Annotated in this window: 14 protein-coding genes and 1 pseudogene; 12 read left to right on the top strand and 3 right to left on the bottom strand. The window is 68.2% G+C overall.

Features of this window, described 5'->3' with window-relative positions; all coding sequences use genetic code 11:
- Nucleotides 1–6: 6 nt before the first annotated feature.
- The 5 genes from ACHMW8_RS03320 (at nt 7) to ACHMW8_RS03300 (ending at nt 4,862) form a co-directional block, all read left to right on the top strand.
- Nucleotides 7–900 (top strand): alpha/beta hydrolase family protein, encoded by an 894-nt coding sequence (locus ACHMW8_RS03320; protein WP_395445883.1) that lies wholly within the window; start codon nt 7–9, stop codon nt 898–900.
- Between the two features lie 20 nt (nt 901–920).
- On the top strand, nt 921–2,459 hold the full coding sequence (locus ACHMW8_RS03315; protein ID WP_125155395.1) for an amidase: 1,539 nt from the start codon (nt 921–923) through the stop codon (nt 2,457–2,459).
- A gap of 33 nt (nt 2,460–2,492) precedes the next feature.
- Nucleotides 2,493–3,092 (top strand): FMN-binding negative transcriptional regulator, encoded by a 600-nt coding sequence (locus tag ACHMW8_RS03310; protein ID WP_395444739.1) that lies wholly within the window; start codon nt 2,493–2,495, stop codon nt 3,090–3,092.
- A 257-nt stretch (nt 3,093–3,349) separates the two neighbouring features.
- Nucleotides 3,350–3,874 (top strand): serine hydrolase domain-containing protein, encoded by a 525-nt coding sequence (locus ACHMW8_RS03305; RefSeq protein WP_395444738.1) that lies wholly within the window; start codon nt 3,350–3,352, stop codon nt 3,872–3,874.
- The gene (locus ACHMW8_RS03300; protein ID WP_395444737.1) at nt 3,825–4,862 is read left to right on the top strand and encodes a serine hydrolase; all 1,038 of its coding nucleotides are present in this window, start codon (nt 3,825–3,827) and stop codon (nt 4,860–4,862) included. Before ACHMW8_RS03305 ends, ACHMW8_RS03300 begins: the two co-directional genes overlap by 50 nt.
- Before the next feature lie 232 nt (nt 4,863–5,094).
- Here ACHMW8_RS03300 and ACHMW8_RS03295 read toward each other — a convergent pair whose 3' ends face one another.
- Both ACHMW8_RS03295 and ACHMW8_RS03290 read right to left on the bottom strand, forming a co-directional pair.
- Complete coding sequence (locus tag ACHMW8_RS03295; protein ID WP_395444736.1) at nt 5,095–6,000, bottom strand: NAD(P)/FAD-dependent oxidoreductase; 906 nt, start codon at nt 5,998–6,000, stop codon at nt 5,095–5,097.
- Entirely contained in the window at nt 5,993–6,475 is a 483-nt protein-coding gene (locus ACHMW8_RS03290) for an RrF2 family transcriptional regulator (RefSeq protein ID WP_395444735.1), read from the bottom strand. The genes ACHMW8_RS03295 and ACHMW8_RS03290 overlap by 8 nt, the downstream gene beginning before the upstream one ends.
- 334 nt (nt 6,476–6,809) lie before the next feature.
- Here ACHMW8_RS03290 and ACHMW8_RS03285 point away from each other — a divergent pair, with 334 nt between their 5' ends.
- The 5 genes from ACHMW8_RS03285 to ACHMW8_RS03265 all read left to right on the top strand — a co-directional run bounded on the left by ACHMW8_RS03285 (nt 6,810) and on the right by ACHMW8_RS03265 (nt 11,606).
- Nucleotides 6,810–7,163 (top strand): DUF305 domain-containing protein, encoded by a 354-nt coding sequence (locus ACHMW8_RS03285; RefSeq protein WP_395444734.1) that lies wholly within the window; start codon nt 6,810–6,812, stop codon nt 7,161–7,163.
- 1 nt (nt 7,164) lies between these two features.
- The gene (locus ACHMW8_RS03280; RefSeq protein ID WP_395444733.1) at nt 7,165–8,532 is read left to right on the top strand and encodes a hypothetical protein; all 1,368 of its coding nucleotides are present in this window, start codon (nt 7,165–7,167) and stop codon (nt 8,530–8,532) included.
- A gap of 107 nt (nt 8,533–8,639) precedes the next feature.
- Nucleotides 8,640–9,167, top strand: a complete 528-nt coding sequence (locus tag ACHMW8_RS03275; RefSeq protein WP_395444732.1) for a sigma-70 family RNA polymerase sigma factor — start codon at nt 8,640–8,642, stop codon at nt 9,165–9,167.
- Complete coding sequence (locus ACHMW8_RS03270; RefSeq protein ID WP_395444731.1) at nt 9,164–9,940, top strand: anti-sigma factor family protein; 777 nt, start codon at nt 9,164–9,166, stop codon at nt 9,938–9,940. Before ACHMW8_RS03275 ends, ACHMW8_RS03270 begins: the two co-directional genes overlap by 4 nt.
- Before the next feature lie 187 nt (nt 9,941–10,127).
- Nucleotides 10,128–11,606 carry a M20/M25/M40 family metallo-hydrolase gene (locus tag ACHMW8_RS03265; RefSeq protein ID WP_395444730.1) on the top strand — a complete coding sequence of 493 codons (1,479 nt, stop codon included), beginning with the start codon at nt 10,128–10,130 and terminating at the stop codon, nt 11,604–11,606.
- Here ACHMW8_RS03265 and ACHMW8_RS03260 read toward each other — a convergent pair.
- Nucleotides 11,588–12,520, bottom strand: a complete 933-nt coding sequence (locus ACHMW8_RS03260; protein WP_125155402.1) for a LysR substrate-binding domain-containing protein — start codon at nt 12,518–12,520, stop codon at nt 11,588–11,590. The two genes, ACHMW8_RS03265 and ACHMW8_RS03260, sit on opposite strands and share 19 nt — an antisense overlap.
- Nucleotides 12,521–12,652: 132 nt before the next feature.
- On the opposite strand from ACHMW8_RS03260, the gene ACHMW8_RS03255 reads away from it, so the two are divergent.
- A complete protein-coding gene (locus ACHMW8_RS03255) occupies nt 12,653–13,849 on the top strand; it encodes an aspartate aminotransferase family protein (protein WP_395444729.1) in 1,197 nt (398 codons plus the stop codon).
- A gap of 2 nt (nt 13,850–13,851) precedes the next feature.
- Nucleotides 13,852–15,316 (top strand): annotated as a pseudogene (gene astD / locus ACHMW8_RS03250) (succinylglutamate-semialdehyde dehydrogenase).
- Nucleotide 15,317 lies beyond the last annotated feature (1 nt).

The following is a 15,317-nucleotide window of genomic DNA, read 5'->3' as shown; positions in this document are numbered from 1 at the left end:
GGCCGCGTGGCCCTGGCCGCCGACACCCCGACCCGGCCCGACGACATCTGGCTATGGACGCCGGGCCAGAAGACCGCGCAGCCGCTGACCGATCTCAATCCGCAGGTGCGCCAGTGGGCGCTGGGCCAGGTGCGCGAGGTGAGCTGGACCAGCAGCCTGGACGGCCGCAAGGTCTATGGGACCCTGGTGACGCCCCCCGGTTACGCGCCCGGAACGCCGATCAAGACGGTGATCCAGGGCCATGGCGGCCCAGAGGGCTTCTGGTGGTCGGGCTGGCTGGGCAGCTGGCACGACTGGGCCCAGATGCTGGCCACCCACGGCTATGCGGTGCTGCTGCCCAATCCGCGGGGTTCGGACGGCCAGGACATCGGCTTCACGCGGGGCCCGATCAACGACTGGGGCGGCGGCGATTTCCAGGACGTGCTGGACGGCCTGGACATGCTGGTGGCGGAGAAGATCACCGACCCGACCCGTGTGGGGATCGGCGGCTGGAGCTATGGCGGCTTCCTGTCAGCCTGGGCGGTGACGCATAGCGACCGCTTCCGCACGGCCATCGTCGGCGCCGCGCCCGTCGACATCTCGTCCATGCTGCTGACCACCGACACGCCCGATTTCGTGGCCGGCTATTTCGGCCGCTTCCCGGAGAACCTGGCGCGGATGGACGCCTCGTCGCCGGTGCGTTTCGTCGATCGCGTGAAGGTTCCGGTGCTGGTGCTGCATGGCGAGCAGGACCGCCGGGTGCCGGTGAGCCTGGGCCTGTCGTTCTACCGGGGCCTGCGCCTGCTGGGGAAGGACGCGACCATGGTCAGCTATCCGCGCGAGCCGCACTGGACCTATGAGCCCGCCCACCAGACCGACATCCAGGAACGGGTGCTGGCCTGGTTCGACGCGCATCTTTGACGCCTGCGAGGAACAAGATCATGGACCTGAACCGTCGAACCCTGCTGGCGACCGCGACGGCCGTCCTGGCCGCGCCGGCCCTGGCTCGGGCCCAGATCAAGGCCGGCGACGGGATCGTCGGGATGAACGCTCGGCGGATGGTCGCCGCCCTCCGCAAGCGGGAGCTGTCCAGCCGCGAGGTCGTGGCCGCCCACCTGACCCAGATCGACCGCCTGAACCCGCGCTTCAACGCCATCGTCTCTCGGGTCGACCGCGACGTCCTGCTCAAGCAGGCGGCGGCGATGGACGAGGAGGCCGCCGCCGGCCGGTTCCTCGGCCCGCTGCATGGCCTGCCGCACGCGGTCAAGGACACCGCCCCGGTCAAGGGCGTCCGCAGCACCCAGGGCTCGCCGATCCTGCGCGACAACATCCCCGCCGCCGACAGCCTGGTGGTCGAGCGCATGCGCAAGGCCGGCATGATCTTCATCGGCAAGACCAACGTGCCGGAATTCGCCCTGGGCTCGCACAGCTTCAATCCGCTGTTCGGGACGACAGGCAACGCCTATGCGCCGGACCGCTCGGCCGGCGGCAGCACCGGCGGCGGCGCGGTCGCGCTGGCGCTGCGCATGGTCCCGCTGGCCGACGGCAGCGACTTCGGCGGGTCGCTGCGCAACCCGGCCGGCTGGAACAACGTGTTCGGCTTCCGGCCTTCGTTCGGCCGCGTGCCGTCCGTCCCCAACAGCGACATGTTCTGGCAGAACTTCGCCACCTCCGGCCCGATGGCGCGAACGGTCGAGGACCTGGCCCTGCTGCTCTCGGTGCAGGCCGGTTCGGACCCGCGCTCGCCGTTCTCGCTGCCCGACGATCCGGCGATCTTCGCAGGGGCCCTTGACCAGGACTGGAAAGGCAAGCGGATCGGCTGGCTGGGCGACCTGGGCGGCGCCTTGCCGATGGAGGCCGGCGTCCTCGATACCTGCGTCAAGGCGCTGGAGGCCTTCCGGGCGATCGGCATGACGGTCGAGGCGGCCACTCTGTCGGAGCCCGCGGCGGACATGTGGCGCACGGCGGTGACGCTGCGCCATTGGTCGGTCGGTTCGGACCTGCAGGCCTTCTATGACGATCCGGCCAAGCGCGCGCTGATGAAGCCCGAGGCGATCTGGGAAGTGGAGGGCGGCATGAAGCTGACCGCCCCGCAACTGGCCGTGGCCTCGGCCGGCCGCACGCGCATCTATCAGGCCTTCCGGACCGCCTTCGAGCGCTATGACTTCCTGGTGCTGCCGACGGCCCAGGTCTTCCCGTTCGAGAACGCCACGCGCTGGCCCACGGAAATCGCGGGCGTCCAGATGGACAGCTATCACCGCTGGATGGAGGTGACCCTGCCGGCGACCATGGCCGGACTGCCGGTGCTGGCCGTCCCCGCCGGCTTTGGGGGAGCCCGACACCTGCCCATGGGTCTGCAGATCATCGGGCCCAACCACGCCGACCTCGCGGTGCTCAAGCTCGGTCACGCCTACGAGCAGGCTTCGCCCTGGATCGCCGCGACGCCGCCGGCCGCGCTAAACGACGTCGCGCGCGGGTGACGACCAGTGCTTCCGCCTGAAACCCTCCGATCGATGATCCATCCTTTTTCGACGTGGACGAACCAGGACGTCGCGGACCTGATCGCAGCCCATCCCCTGGCTTGGATCGTCAGTAGCGGCTCGGCTGGCTTTCACGCCACGCCCTTGCCCTTGCTGGCCGATCTCGATGGGGAAGGGCGCCTGGTCTCGCTGACCGGACACATGGCGCGCTCGAACCCCCTGGTCGAGGTCCTGGAGCGGGAGGGGAAAGCGCTGGCGCTGTTCATGGGGCCTCATGGCTACATCTCACCATCCTGGATGTCCGACCGAACCCAGGCTCCGACCTGGAACTACGCCGTGCTGCGGGTCGAGGTTCGGGTTCGGTTCGACGCCGTCACGGTCGATGAGGCTCTTGATCGGCTTTCCAGCGCCATGGAGGTCGATCGACCAAAGGCGTGGTCGCCAGACGAGATGGGGGAGCGCTTGCACCGTCTCGGCCGTGGGGTGATCGCGTTTCGCGCCGATGTCGAACGTTTGGACGGCCGCTTCAAGCTTGGCCAGGATGAGCGCGACGACGTCTACGCCGATATCATGACGGGCCTGGGTCCCGGAGACCTGGCGGACTGGATGGGACGTTTCAATCCCGACCGCTGACCGTGGCGGGCGTCGCCTTGTAGGACGGGCGCCGACGTCGACGTGGCAGGCGAGGTGGGGATCCGCCGACAGGTTCGGCGGGCGCGGATGCTGGCGTTCTTCGGCCCAGGCAAGCTCTTGGTCAAAAGGAAGGCGTGTTACCGAGTTCGGCTGAGAGGTCGCATCGCCGCCGGCTCTCTGCCGAAATGCCGTGACAAGGCATGCGGGGACAGGATCAATCTGTGTGACTTCGAGCATGTCCGCCTAGGGAAATTCCTATGATGAAGGGGCGCGATTCCGCCTTGTTCTTGCCGACCCGGCGCGGCGTGCTTGGCGCCATCCCCGCCGCCGCCATGGTGTCGAGTGCTGTGGCGGCCGCGCCGCCGCGAACGACAGCGCTTTCGCCCGAAGCCACGAAAGCGATCGGTGGGATGGTTGACGGCTTCGTCGCGCAGAACCGCGCCGATGGTCTGTCCGTCGCGGTGGTGATGAACGGAGCCATGCGCTTTTTCAACGCCGGCGTTACGTCCCAGACCACGCTCACGGCAGCGACTGAACATCATGTCTATGAGATTGGCTCGGTGTCCAAGACCTTCACGGCGCTGATCCTCGCATCAGCGATCAAGGAAGGCCGGGTCGCCTTGAACGATCCCGTGCGGAAGTTTCTGCCGCCGGGCTTCGACAATCTCGCGAAGGACGGTCGAGCCGTCACCTTCGCCGACATCGTCACGACGACCTCGGCGCTCCCCGACAATGTTCCGGACTATCTGGCGGTCGCGCCGGGCGCCCGCCCAAACAGTTGATCTTCGCGGCGGCGCAATTCCTGGACGCCTTTCCCTATGCCGGATTTCTTCCCGAACTGGCCAAGGTGACGTTGCTGGACAAGCCCGGCGTGGCGCCCGCCATTCGAACGCGGCGTCCGTCCTGCTCGGCGTCCTGCTCGAACGCATCTATGGAAGACCCTACGCCGACCTGCTTTCGCGATACGTCGAGAAGCCCCTGGGCCTTGGCGCCGGAACGGGTGAGGGACGCGCGAGCTTGCAGGTCGCGGGCTACGGCGCCGACGCCACCCCGCGTCCACGTTTCAACCAGCCCGTAATGCTTGCCGCGGCCGGACTGCACTACTCCGCGGCCGACATGGCGAATTACCTAACCGCGCAGATCGACAGGCGCACACCCGCGATCGCGCTCAGCCAGCAGCCGCTCTTTGCAGTTAGCGACGCCGATTCGATCGCCTTCCATTGGACCGTCGGACGCAAAGCCGACAGCAAGACATATCTCCGCCATAGCGGAGGGACGTTCGGCTGCTCCACCTACTGTGATTTCCATCCGGATCAACGGTTTGGGATCGTGCTCCTGGCGAACCGGGTGACAAGAGACACTCAGGAAGACCTCAAGAAGATGGCCGAGGCCATCCATCTTGCCCTGTTCGGCGCGCCCGCGGGCCTGGCCAGATTGCATCGCTTGCTGGAGGCCAGCGACTACAGCGACGTGACGGCGACGGTCGCGCTCGTGAAGCGCCAAAACCCCGAACTCTTCCTCAAGGAAGAGTACCTCAATGATTGGGCGTACCGCCTTTTGAAGGCTCAGCGGGCGAAGGCGGCGGTTGGCCTGGCGGGCTATAATGCGGCTATCCGCCCCGAAAGCTGGAACGCCCACGACACCTATGGCGAGATGCTCGCCGCGAACGGCGACAAGGCCAGAGCCATCGCGGAATATCAGCGCTCGATTGAGCTCAACCCCGCCAACTCCAGCGGGAAAGGGATGCTTGCCAAGCTTCAATCACAATAGGTCGTCAGCCGCTGCGTGAGAGCGCCGCTAAAAGGAATTCGGCGTTACGGGAGCGCATAAACCTGGGCGGACGGGGCCAAGCCCGCCCCCGCGTCTGGCGCTGAATATCGGGGGGCGGAGACGCATCAACGTCGGCAACTGGCGCCGCCTCGCCCCTAGAGCATTTTCCGATCGGTGTGAAACGGTCATCGGATCGAAAATGCTCTAGGTGGAACAGAAGCCGGATGGGCCTCTAGGCGGCCAGCGCATCGCGGATCAGCGACTGGTGGGCGGCGACCCCAGCCAGGACCCCGTCGGCCGAGGCTAGGGTAGCGTTTTGCATTGGGCGTGCTGCGTCTCCGGCCGCGTAGACGCCGGGCACGGTCGTGGCTTTCCAGGCGTCGGTTCGGATGATCGGTCCCAGCGGCCCTTCGTCGAATTCGCAACCGAGCATATGGGCCAAAGGACTGGCCATGCGCTGGGCGGGCGCGACAAAGAGACCGTTCAGCGCGACCGTGCGTCCATCGGCCAAGGCCACGGCCTCGAGATCGGGCGCGCCGCCCAGCAGGGCGACGATCGGGGTCCGCTCGATGCTCACCCCACGCGCGTCCAGCAGCGCGCGCTGTTCATGGTCCGGTTCGAACACGCCCTGGGTGAACAGCGTCGTCGGACCCCAGTCGGGTATCATCGCGGCCTGATGGGCCGACATCGGATGTCCCGCCATCACGCCCAGAGGCCGATCGCGGTGCTCATAGCCATGGCAATAGGGACAGTGCAGAACACTGGCGCCCCAGCGCTCCTTCAGGCCCGCGATTTCCGGCAGGATATCGACGACCCCTGTCGCCAGGACGAGACGCCGAGCCTGGGCGAGGCGACCGCCGGCCAGGGTCAGTTTGAAGCCGACGTGGAGCGCCTCGGCGTCCAGCACCTCTCCGTGGACAAAATCCACCGTCGGATAGGCGGTGACCTGACAGGTCGCCTCTCGCACGATCTGTCCCGGCGCTTTGCCGTCCTGGCCCAGGAAGCCGTGCGACGCGTCGGCGAAGCGGTTGCGCGGCAGACCCGCGTCCACGAGCAGAATTCGGCGACGCGCGCGGGCCAGTTGCATGGCGGCGGAAAGGCCGGCGAAGCTGCCGCCCACGACGATGGCGTCAAACATGGTGATGGTCCTTTGGGAGGGGGATCTTGGTGGTGTCGACGCGGCCGAACAGCTCGGCCAGCGACACAGTCGCCAACCGCCTGGTCAATAAGGCGCGCGCCTCCACGACGGCTTCGTCGAGCGCCGCGTTGACGGCCTTTTCAATCAGGCATCCCGGCGAGTCCTCGGCTCTGCCCAGAGCGATGACGGGTTCGTCCAGCGCGTCCTGAACGTCCGCAAGGCTGATCTGCGATAGCGGTCGGCCTAGGCTCCAGCCGCCGCCGTGTCCCTTTGTCGAGGCGACGATCCCGGCCTCGCGCAGGCCCGCGAAGGTGCGCCGGATGACGACCGGATTGGTCCCGGCGCAGGCGGCCATCTCCTCGGAGGTCATGGATGCTTGGCGCTGAGCCATGTGCAGAAGCACGTGGAGGGCGACGGACAGGCGGCTATCACGTTTCATGTAATAATATTTGTTACATGAAGCGCCGCGCCGCAAGGGGCGCCGCTCCGGGCGGGGTCGGCACGCTCTCGGCTGGTGCGTGAGAGGTCAGTGGCCAAGGTGGCTCAAGGCCATGAGCGCGCTCGCCCATTCGGGGAATGGCCAGCTGATCACCTGCTGGCCTGTCCGCGCGCCAGGGATAGCGCGGAAAAGATTCTCAAGCGGGCGGAATAATCGCCGCGGCTCAGCGTCTCCTGTTCGACGGTCGCGTCTTCCGACGCCGAAACTGGAGAATGCTGTTGGCCTTCGCACGCAATTCACAAAAGCGAACCTGGCGCCCCTTTTCCTCGCGGCGAGTCTCGGATGGGCCGCGCCGCTGGCGGCCAGCACCTTGGCCGACAGCTTCAAGGCCGAGAACGACGTGGCCATGGACAAGATGATGGCCGCCATGGCCGTCAAGCCGACGGGCGACGTCGACCGCGACTTCGTCGAGATGATGATCCCTCACCACCAGGGCGGCATCGACATGGCCGTCGCCGAGCTGCGCTACGGCAAGAACGAGCAGCTGCGCCGGGTGGCCCAGGAGATCATCGTCGAACAGCAGCAGGAGATCGCCGCCATGCGCCTGGCGCTGGGCGATCCCTTGCCGCCGGCCTCCGCCGCGCCGACCGGTCCGCCGGCAGGGGCCTCATCCCCTTCGCCGTCCACGCCCCATCACCACGCCGCTCCGGCCCAGGATCACTGAGATGAAAACCGCGTCCTTCGTGCTGGCGCTTTTCGCCGCCAGCGCCGTTTCCGCCACCGCCTGGGCGGGCCAGGCCCCCGGCAAAGCCAGCGACGCCGATATCGCCATCAGCCATCGCGACCGCGTCTACGCCGCCGAGCAGTTCTCCAATACCGTGTCGGTCACCGATCCGGTCGACAACAAGCTTCTGGGCGTGATCCGACTGGGCGATCCGTCGCCGGGCAATTTCAGCCCGCTCTACAAGGGCCAGGTGCTGGTGCACGGCATGGGCTTCTCGCCCGACCACAAGACGCTGGCGGTGGTGTCGATCGGCTCCAACGCGGTGACCTTCATCGACACCGCCACCAATGCGGTCAAACACACCGCCTATGTCGGCCGCTCGCCGCACGAGGCCTTCTTCACGCCCGACGGCAAGGAGGTCTGGGTCACGGTGCGCGGCGAGAACTATCTGGCGGTCCTGGACGGCGCGACCTTCGAGGAAAAGACCCGGATCATCACCCCGGCCGGCCCGGGCATGACCATCTTCTCGCCCGACGGCCAGTACGGCTATGTCTGTTCGTCGTTCAATCCCGAGACCGACGTGATCAGCGTCGCCGACCACAAGATCGTCGGCAAGGTGGTCCAGCCCAGCCCCTTCTGCCCCAACATCGCCGCCTCTCCGGACGGCCGGCAGGTGTGGTTCACGCTGAAGGATGTCGGCAAGGTCGTGGCCTTCAACGCCCGGCCGCCGTTCGAAGTGCTGAAGGTGATCGACACCGGGCCGATCACCAACCACGTCAATTTCATCCGCAACGCCAAGGGGCAATTCGCCTATGTGACGGTCGGCGGTCTCAACCAGGTGCAGGTGTTCCGCACCGACGACTTCTCGAAGGCGGCGACCATCCCGGTCGGCAAACTACCCCACGGGATCTGGCCGTCGGGCGATGGGACGCGCATCTATGTCGGTCTCGAGAACGCCGACGAACTGGCGGTGATCGACACAGCCGGCAACAAGGTGATCGCCAACGTGCCGATCGGCCAGGCGCCCCAGGCGCTGACCTATGTCCCCAACGCCGTTCCCGAGGGGCCCGGGACCCAGAACCTGCAGCCGCTGGGCGTCGCCGGCCAGGCCGCCCACCTCACCCTCGCCGCCGTCGGCGGCGCGCCGGGCGTGAGCCCGACCAGCGTCAGCCTGTTCGACCAGGGCCTGATCCAGGTCGTGCAGGCCTCGGTTACGGGCCTCGCGCCCGGAGTCCCCCTACGTGCTGGCTCTGTCGGACAAGGCCGATGGCGGTGGACAGCTTCAGCCGCTGGCCAGCTTCATGACCAATCCGGCCGGATCGGCGATCGTCAACGCCATTGGCCCCATCCGCCAGCTGGTTCAGGCTAGCCAACCCGACCTGCGGCGCTATCTTGTGATCGCGGCTGGCGGGCCGGACGGGCCCGGCGCGCTGGTGCAAGTCCAGGCCCCGTGACGGTTCGGGCGAGAGCATCGACATGGACGACATGATCGCTCTGATCGAGCCGTCGATTCCCAGCCTGCGACGCTATGCGCGCTCTCTCTCGCGCGACGCGTCGGAGGCCGATGATCTCGTCCAGGACTGCCTGGAACGCGCCATCAGTCGCTGGGGACAAAGACGCCGCGACGGCGATACGCGAAGCTGGCTGTTTTCGATCCTGCATAATCTGGCGATCAGCCGCTGGCGGCGGTTCCAGCGACGCGGTCGGCATATGGCGATCGACGATGTCACGGACGCCGCTTTGTCCCTGCCCGCGAGCCAATCCGACGGGATGGATCATGCCGATCTGATGCGCGCCCTGGCCGGCCTGCCCCCGGACCATCGTGCGGTGCTCCTGCTGGTCGGCGTCGAGCAACTGACCTACGCCCAAACCGCCGCCGTGCTAGGCGTTCCGATCGGCACGGTGATGTCCCGGCTCTCCAGGGCGCGCGAACGCCTGGCCCAACTGATCGCCGCCGATTCCGTCATTCCAGCCCAACGCGCACACCTGCGGAGGATCAAATGAGCGCGCCTCGTCCGATCAGCGAAGACGACCTGCAGGCCTATGTCGACCAGGTCCTGGACGCTGGCCGCCAGGCGGTGGTCGCCGACTATTTGCGGCTTCACCCCGAGACGGCGCGGCGGATCGACGGCTACATCGCCCAGCGCGACGCCCTTCGCGCCGCGCTTGCGCCAATCGCCGAGGCGCCGATCCCGCCGGAACTTGGCGTTCGCGCCCTGGCCGAGGCCCGACGCGCGCGCCTGATGGCCTGGCGCCCCGCCGTGGCGGCCGCGATGCTGCTCTGTCTGGGCGGCGTGGGCGGCTGGTCGGCGCGCGCGGTGTTCACGTCCCCGGTCAACGGCGTTGGCGCGTTGGCGCGCGAGGCCGTCGACAATTACCGCGTCTACGCGTCGGACGATCATCGCCCTTTCGAAATGGGGGCGGCGCAGAAGGCCGATCTGGTTCGCTGGGTGTCGAACCGCCTGCATAGCCCGGTCGAGGTCCCCGATCTGCGGTCGGCCGGCTATCGATTCATCGGAGGCCGCCTGGTGACGACGCCGCATGGCCCGGCGGCCATGTTCCTCTACGACGGGGAGGGCGGCGAACGCTTGGCGGTGATGGTCCGGCCCATGAAGGTGGAGAAAAACACCGCCATGTCGGAGCGGAGCGATGGCGGCCTGGGCGGCGTTTCCTGGGCGACCGACGGCATCGGCTACAGCCTGGTCGCGCCATCGAGCCCAAGATCGCTTCGCCACTTGGGCGACGAAGTGCGTCGACAGGCCGAGGCGACCATCTGATCGACGGCGCCGCGGACCGTTGGGGGCCCGGCTATCCGGGCCTTGGCTGGGCGCGCTCGGTTCCCGCGACCTCCTAGTCGTGGTTGGCCGGACGGGCTTCTCTTCGATCTCAAGGTCCGGAAAAGAGCTTTGCATTCGCCCTTACGCGCGTCATGTTGGATTGCATTATTGGCACAACAAGACAATTATGCCGGAGGCGATGGGCGATCCCGCTCGCCGCCGTGGTCGCGAGGGGAAAATGCAGGTCGAGTTGAAACTGCTTTCGGGACTGGCCTTGGCCGTTCAGGTGTTCGCCCTGACCCCCTCCGCGGCGCACGCGGCCGAGGACGCCAAGTTGGCGCGCTACCGTGAAACCTATCGCGAGATGATCGAGACCGATTCCAGCGCCGCCACCGGCAGCTGCACGGCGGTGGCCGAGAAGGTCCAGGCGCGCCTGCTGGCGGCCGGCTATCCGCGCGCGGCGGTCGAGGTCAGCATTCCCGAGGGCTTTCCCAAGGACGGCGCCCTGCTGGCCCGCCTGGACGGAACCGACCCAAAGGCGCCGGCCGTATTGCTCTTGGCCCATATCGACGTGGTCAACGCCAACCCCGCCGACTGGAAACGCGATCCTTTCAAGCTGGTCGAGGAAGACGGCTACTTCTTCGGGCGGGGCGCGATCGACGACAAGGCCATGGCCAGCAACCTGGTCGACGCTCTGGTCCGCTACAAGGAAGAGGGCTTCAGGCCGCGCCACACCCTCAAGCTGGCCCTGACCTGCGGCGAGGAGAGCGGCGGCCGGGTCAAGGGGGTCAAGTGGCTGCTGGAGCATCGGCCCGAGACGCTGAAGGCGGCCTTCGCCATCAACGAGGGCGGCTCGGGCTATCTGGACGCGGCCGGCAAGCCGACGGTGTTCGGCGTCGAGGCTGGCCAAAAGGTCTACCAGGACTTCAAGCTGGTGGTGACCAGCCCCGGCGCGCACAGCTCCCGTCCCGGCAAGGACAACGCCATCACCCGCATGTCGGCCGCGCTGGTTCGTCTGGGCGCCTATCAGTTCCCGGTCCAACTGAACGACGTGGCCAAGGGGTTCTTCGGCCGTTCGGCCGCGCTCCACGAGGGCCAGGTGCGCCAGGACATGGCCGCGATCGGTGCGGGCGCGGCCGACGCCGCGGCCATCGCCCGCATCGCCGACGCCGACCCGACCTGGAACGCGCGCCTGCGCACCACCTGCTCGTCGACGATGATCGACGGCGGCCACGCCCGCAACGCCCTGGCTCAGCATGTCGAGGTCAACGTCAACTGCCGCATCGTGCCGGGACCCAGCATCGAGGAGATCCGCGCGGCGATCGTCACCGCCCTGGCCGATCCGTCGGTCGAGGTGACCACCAACTCGCCGCCGCCCCCGCCGCCCGTTCCGACGCCCCTGACCCGCGAGATCATGGGACCGATCGAGACGGTGGCCGCGCGCCTGTGGCCGGGCACGCCGGTGATCCCGGCCCTGTCGACCGGCGCCACCGACGGGCGTTTCCTGACCGCGGCCGGCATCCCGACCTACGGCGTCACCGGCATGTTCGTCGATCCCGACGGTAACGGCGTCCATGGCCTGGACGAGCGGGTCAGGGTCAGTTCGCTCTATAAGAGCCGCGACTTCCTCTACCAGTTGATCAAGCTCTACGGCATGGGGCGGTGAGGCTCGCGCGGGGACTCCTCGCGCGCCTCGGCGATGATCCAGTCGCGCAATTGAGCGAAACCCCGCTTGTCACGCTGGCCGGGCGGGTAAACCAGATAATAGGCCCCCTGGCTCGACATCGGCAGGTCGAAGACCTGGACCAGCGCGCCCGAGGCCAGCTCCGGCTCGATCAGGAAGCTGGGGATCAGGGCCGCGCCCGCGCCGGCGACCGCGGCCTGGGCCAGCATCAGGAAGTGCGCGAAGTCAGGTCCCGCGCGCATCGACGGCCGCGGCGATACCTCGGCCAGTTCGAACCAGCGTGTCCAGGCGTCCCGGCGAAAGCTCTGGGTGAGCAGGGGGAGGCGCGCCAGATCCGCCGGGCTCGCCAGGCCGTATTGGGCGGCAAGCGATGGCGCCACCACCGGGATGCTGCGTTCGTGGAACAGAAGGTCATGTTGCGCCCCGCGCCAGTCGGGGCGGCCAAAATGGATGGCCGCGTCGAAGGGCTCCTGGGCGAAGTCGAACTCGTCGGTGCGGGCGGCGAAATTGACCATCAGGTCCGGGTGGCGGCTGGTCAGATGCGGCAGGCGCGGGGCCAGCCATCGCATGCCGAAACTCGGCAGGGTCGCCAGATTGACTGTCCGGTCGGACGAGGGCGCCAGCGCCTTGGCCGTGGCGCGGCGGATGCTGTCCAAGGCCGGGGCGATGGCCGCCGCATAGGCCTCGCCCTGCGCGTTCAACGTCACGCGCCGCCCCGAGCGATCAAACAGGGGCGCGCCCAGCCAATCCTCGAGATGGGAGATCTGCCGGCTGACGGCGCTCTGCGTCAGGCCGATCTCGTCGGCGGCCCTGGAGAAGCCGCCATGGCGCGCCGCGGCGCTGAAGCTATGTAGCGCCGCCATCGGCGGAAGCAGCTTTCGGCTCGCGTCATTCATTCCAAAAGCTCATCTAGACATTCTGGTTTTACGTTTGCTGATCGGAAGCTCCCGGTCAATCTATCGCACCAAATCGCACAAGGCGTAGCTCTGGTCGCGCCGTCACATCCTTGCGTTTTGGAGCGTCCCGACATGTCCGACCCGTTGATGAACGTCTATAATCGCGCGCCTCTGGCCCTGGTCAGCGGACGCGGCGCCTGGGTCTTCGCCGAAGACGGCTCGACCTATCTCGACTGCGTGGGCGGGGTGGCGACCAACGCCTTGGGGCACGCCCATCCGGCGCTGGTCGCGGCGCTGACCGAGCAAGCCCAGCACCTCTGGCACGTTTCCAACATTTTCCAGATTCCGCAGCAGAACGCGCTGGCGGACCGCCTCGTCGCCGCCTCGTTCGCCGACCGGGTGTTCTTCGCCAACACCGGCTCGGAAGCCGTTGAGTGCGCGCTGAAGACGGCGCGCCGCTATCACGCGGCCAACGGCCAGCCCGAGCGCATCGACATCATCGGCTTCGAAGGCTCGTTCCACGGGCGGACCTATGCGGCCGTCAACGCGTCGGGCAACGCCGCCTATCTGGAGGGCTTCGGTCCCCGGCTTCCGGGCTATCTTCAGCTCAATGTCCGCGACGCGGCCGGCATCGAAGCGGCGATCGCCGCCGACACGACCGCGGCCGTCATCGTCGAGCCCGTGCAGGGCGAGGGCGGGGCCCGCGCGCTGAGCGGTGAATTCCTGCAGCGCCTTCGGACGCTCTGCACCGAGCACGGCGTCCTGCTGATCTATGACGAGGTGCAGAGCGGCATGGGCCGCACCGGCAAGCTCTTCGCCCACCAGTGGTTCGAAGGTGTCGAGCCCGACATCATGGCCCTGGCCAAGGCCCTAGGGTCAGGCTTTCCCGTCGCCGCCTGCCTGGCGACGGAAGCGGCGGCCAAGGGCATGACGCCCGGCGCCCACGGCTCGACCTTCGGCGGCAATCCCCTGGCCATGGCCGTGGCCATCGCCGCCTTCGACGAGATCTCGCGACCGGAGACCCTGATGCTGTCGCGTGGTGTCGGTCATCACCTCGCCGTCGAACTGGATCACCTGATCCGCCGTCGCCCCGACGTCTTCGTCGAGCGGCGGGGCAAGGGCATGCTGATCGGCCTGAAGCTGAAACCCAACAATCGCGAGTTCATGGCCGCGGCGCGGGACCGGGGCCTGCTGGTGGCCGGCGGCGGCGACAATTGCATCCGCCTTCTGCCGCCGCTGATCCTGTCGAGGGAGGAAGCCGACTTCGCGCTCGAACGGCTGGAGCAGACCTGCGACGCCTTTGGCGCGGCCCCGATCCGGGCGGCCTGACGATGGCCAGCCTGTTCATCGACGGCGCCTGGCGCGAGGGACGCGGCGAAGTCTTCGCCTCCACCGATCCCGCCAGGGGCGAGACGGTCTGGAGTGGCGCGGCGGCCGACGCCCTCGAACGCTGAGGACGCCCTGCGCGCCGCGCACGGGGCCTTTCCCGCCTGGGCCGCCACGGCGCTGGAAGAGCGGATCGCGCTGGCCCGCGCCTACGGCGAACGCCTGAAAGCCCGCGCCGAGGACATCGCGCGAGACATCGCGCGCGAGACCGGCAAGCCGCTGTGGGAAGCCCGCGCCGAGGTCGCCGGCATGGTCGGCAAGGTCGAGGTGTCGATCCGCGCCCAGGCCGAACGCGCCGGTTCGCGCGCCGCCGAAGCCGCCTTCGGCCGCTCGGTGCTGCGTCATCGCCCCCACGGGGTGATGGCGGTGCTGGGGCCGTTCAATTTCCCTGGTCACCTGCCCAATGGCCACATCGTCCCGGCTCTGCTGGCCGGCGACACGGTGGTGTTCAAGCCCTCGGAGGAGACGCCGCTGACCGGCGCCAACCTGGCGCGGGCCTGGCAGGAAGCGGGCCTTCCCGGCGGGGTCCTCAATCTGGTGCAGGGGGGCCGCGACACCGGCGCTGCGCTGATCGCGGGCAAGATCGATGGCCTGCTGTTCACCGGCTCGGCCGCCGCCGGCGCCCACTTCCGCCGGGCCTTCGTCGACCGGCCCGAGGTGATCCTGGCGCTGGAACTGGGCGGCAACAATCCCCTGATCGCCTGGGATGGCGACCCCGCCGCCGCCGCCTCGGTGATCGCCCAGTCGGCCTTCTTCACCGCAGGCCAGCGCTGCTCTTGCGCGCGCCGCCTGGTGCTGCCGCGCGGTCCGCGTGGCGACGCCATCCTCGAGGCGCTGCTGGCGCTGGTCGCGCGCCTGACCATCGGCGAGTGGGACAGCCAGGAGCCGCGCTTCATGGGCTCGCTGATCTCGGTCGCCGCCGCCGACCGCGTGCGGGCGGCGGTCGCGGCCCTCGTGGCGCGGGGCGCGCGGGTCCTGTTCGCGGGGACGCTGCCGGCCGGTCTGTCGCCGGCCTTCGTCGCCCCGACCCTCCTCGACGTCACCGAGGTCGACGTCGCCGACGAGGAGATCTTCGGTCCGGTGCTGCAGGTGATCCGCGTCGACGACTTCGAGACGGCGATCGCCCGGGCCAACGACACCGCCTATGGCCTGGCCGCGGGCCTGATCACCGAGGACGACGCGCTCTGGGAGATCTTCCTCGATCGCGCCCGGGCCGGGGTAGTCAATCGCAATCGGCCCACCACCGGCGCGGCGGCGACCTTGCCGTTCGGCGGTCTGGGCGCCTCGGGCAATCATCGCCCCAGCGCCTACTACGCGGCGGACTATTGCGCCTATCCGGTGGCCAGTTTCGAGGCCGATCGCCTGGTCGATCAGACGGCCGACATCACCGGCCTGGCCGCGCCAGGTTAGA

Source organism: Caulobacter sp. UC70_42, assembly GCF_044056025.1.
In the GTDB taxonomy this organism is placed as follows: Bacteria; Pseudomonadota; Alphaproteobacteria; order Caulobacterales; family Caulobacteraceae; genus Caulobacter.
Note: the sequence above shows the minus strand (reverse complement) of the source record. Positions and strands in the feature narration are given on the sequence as shown.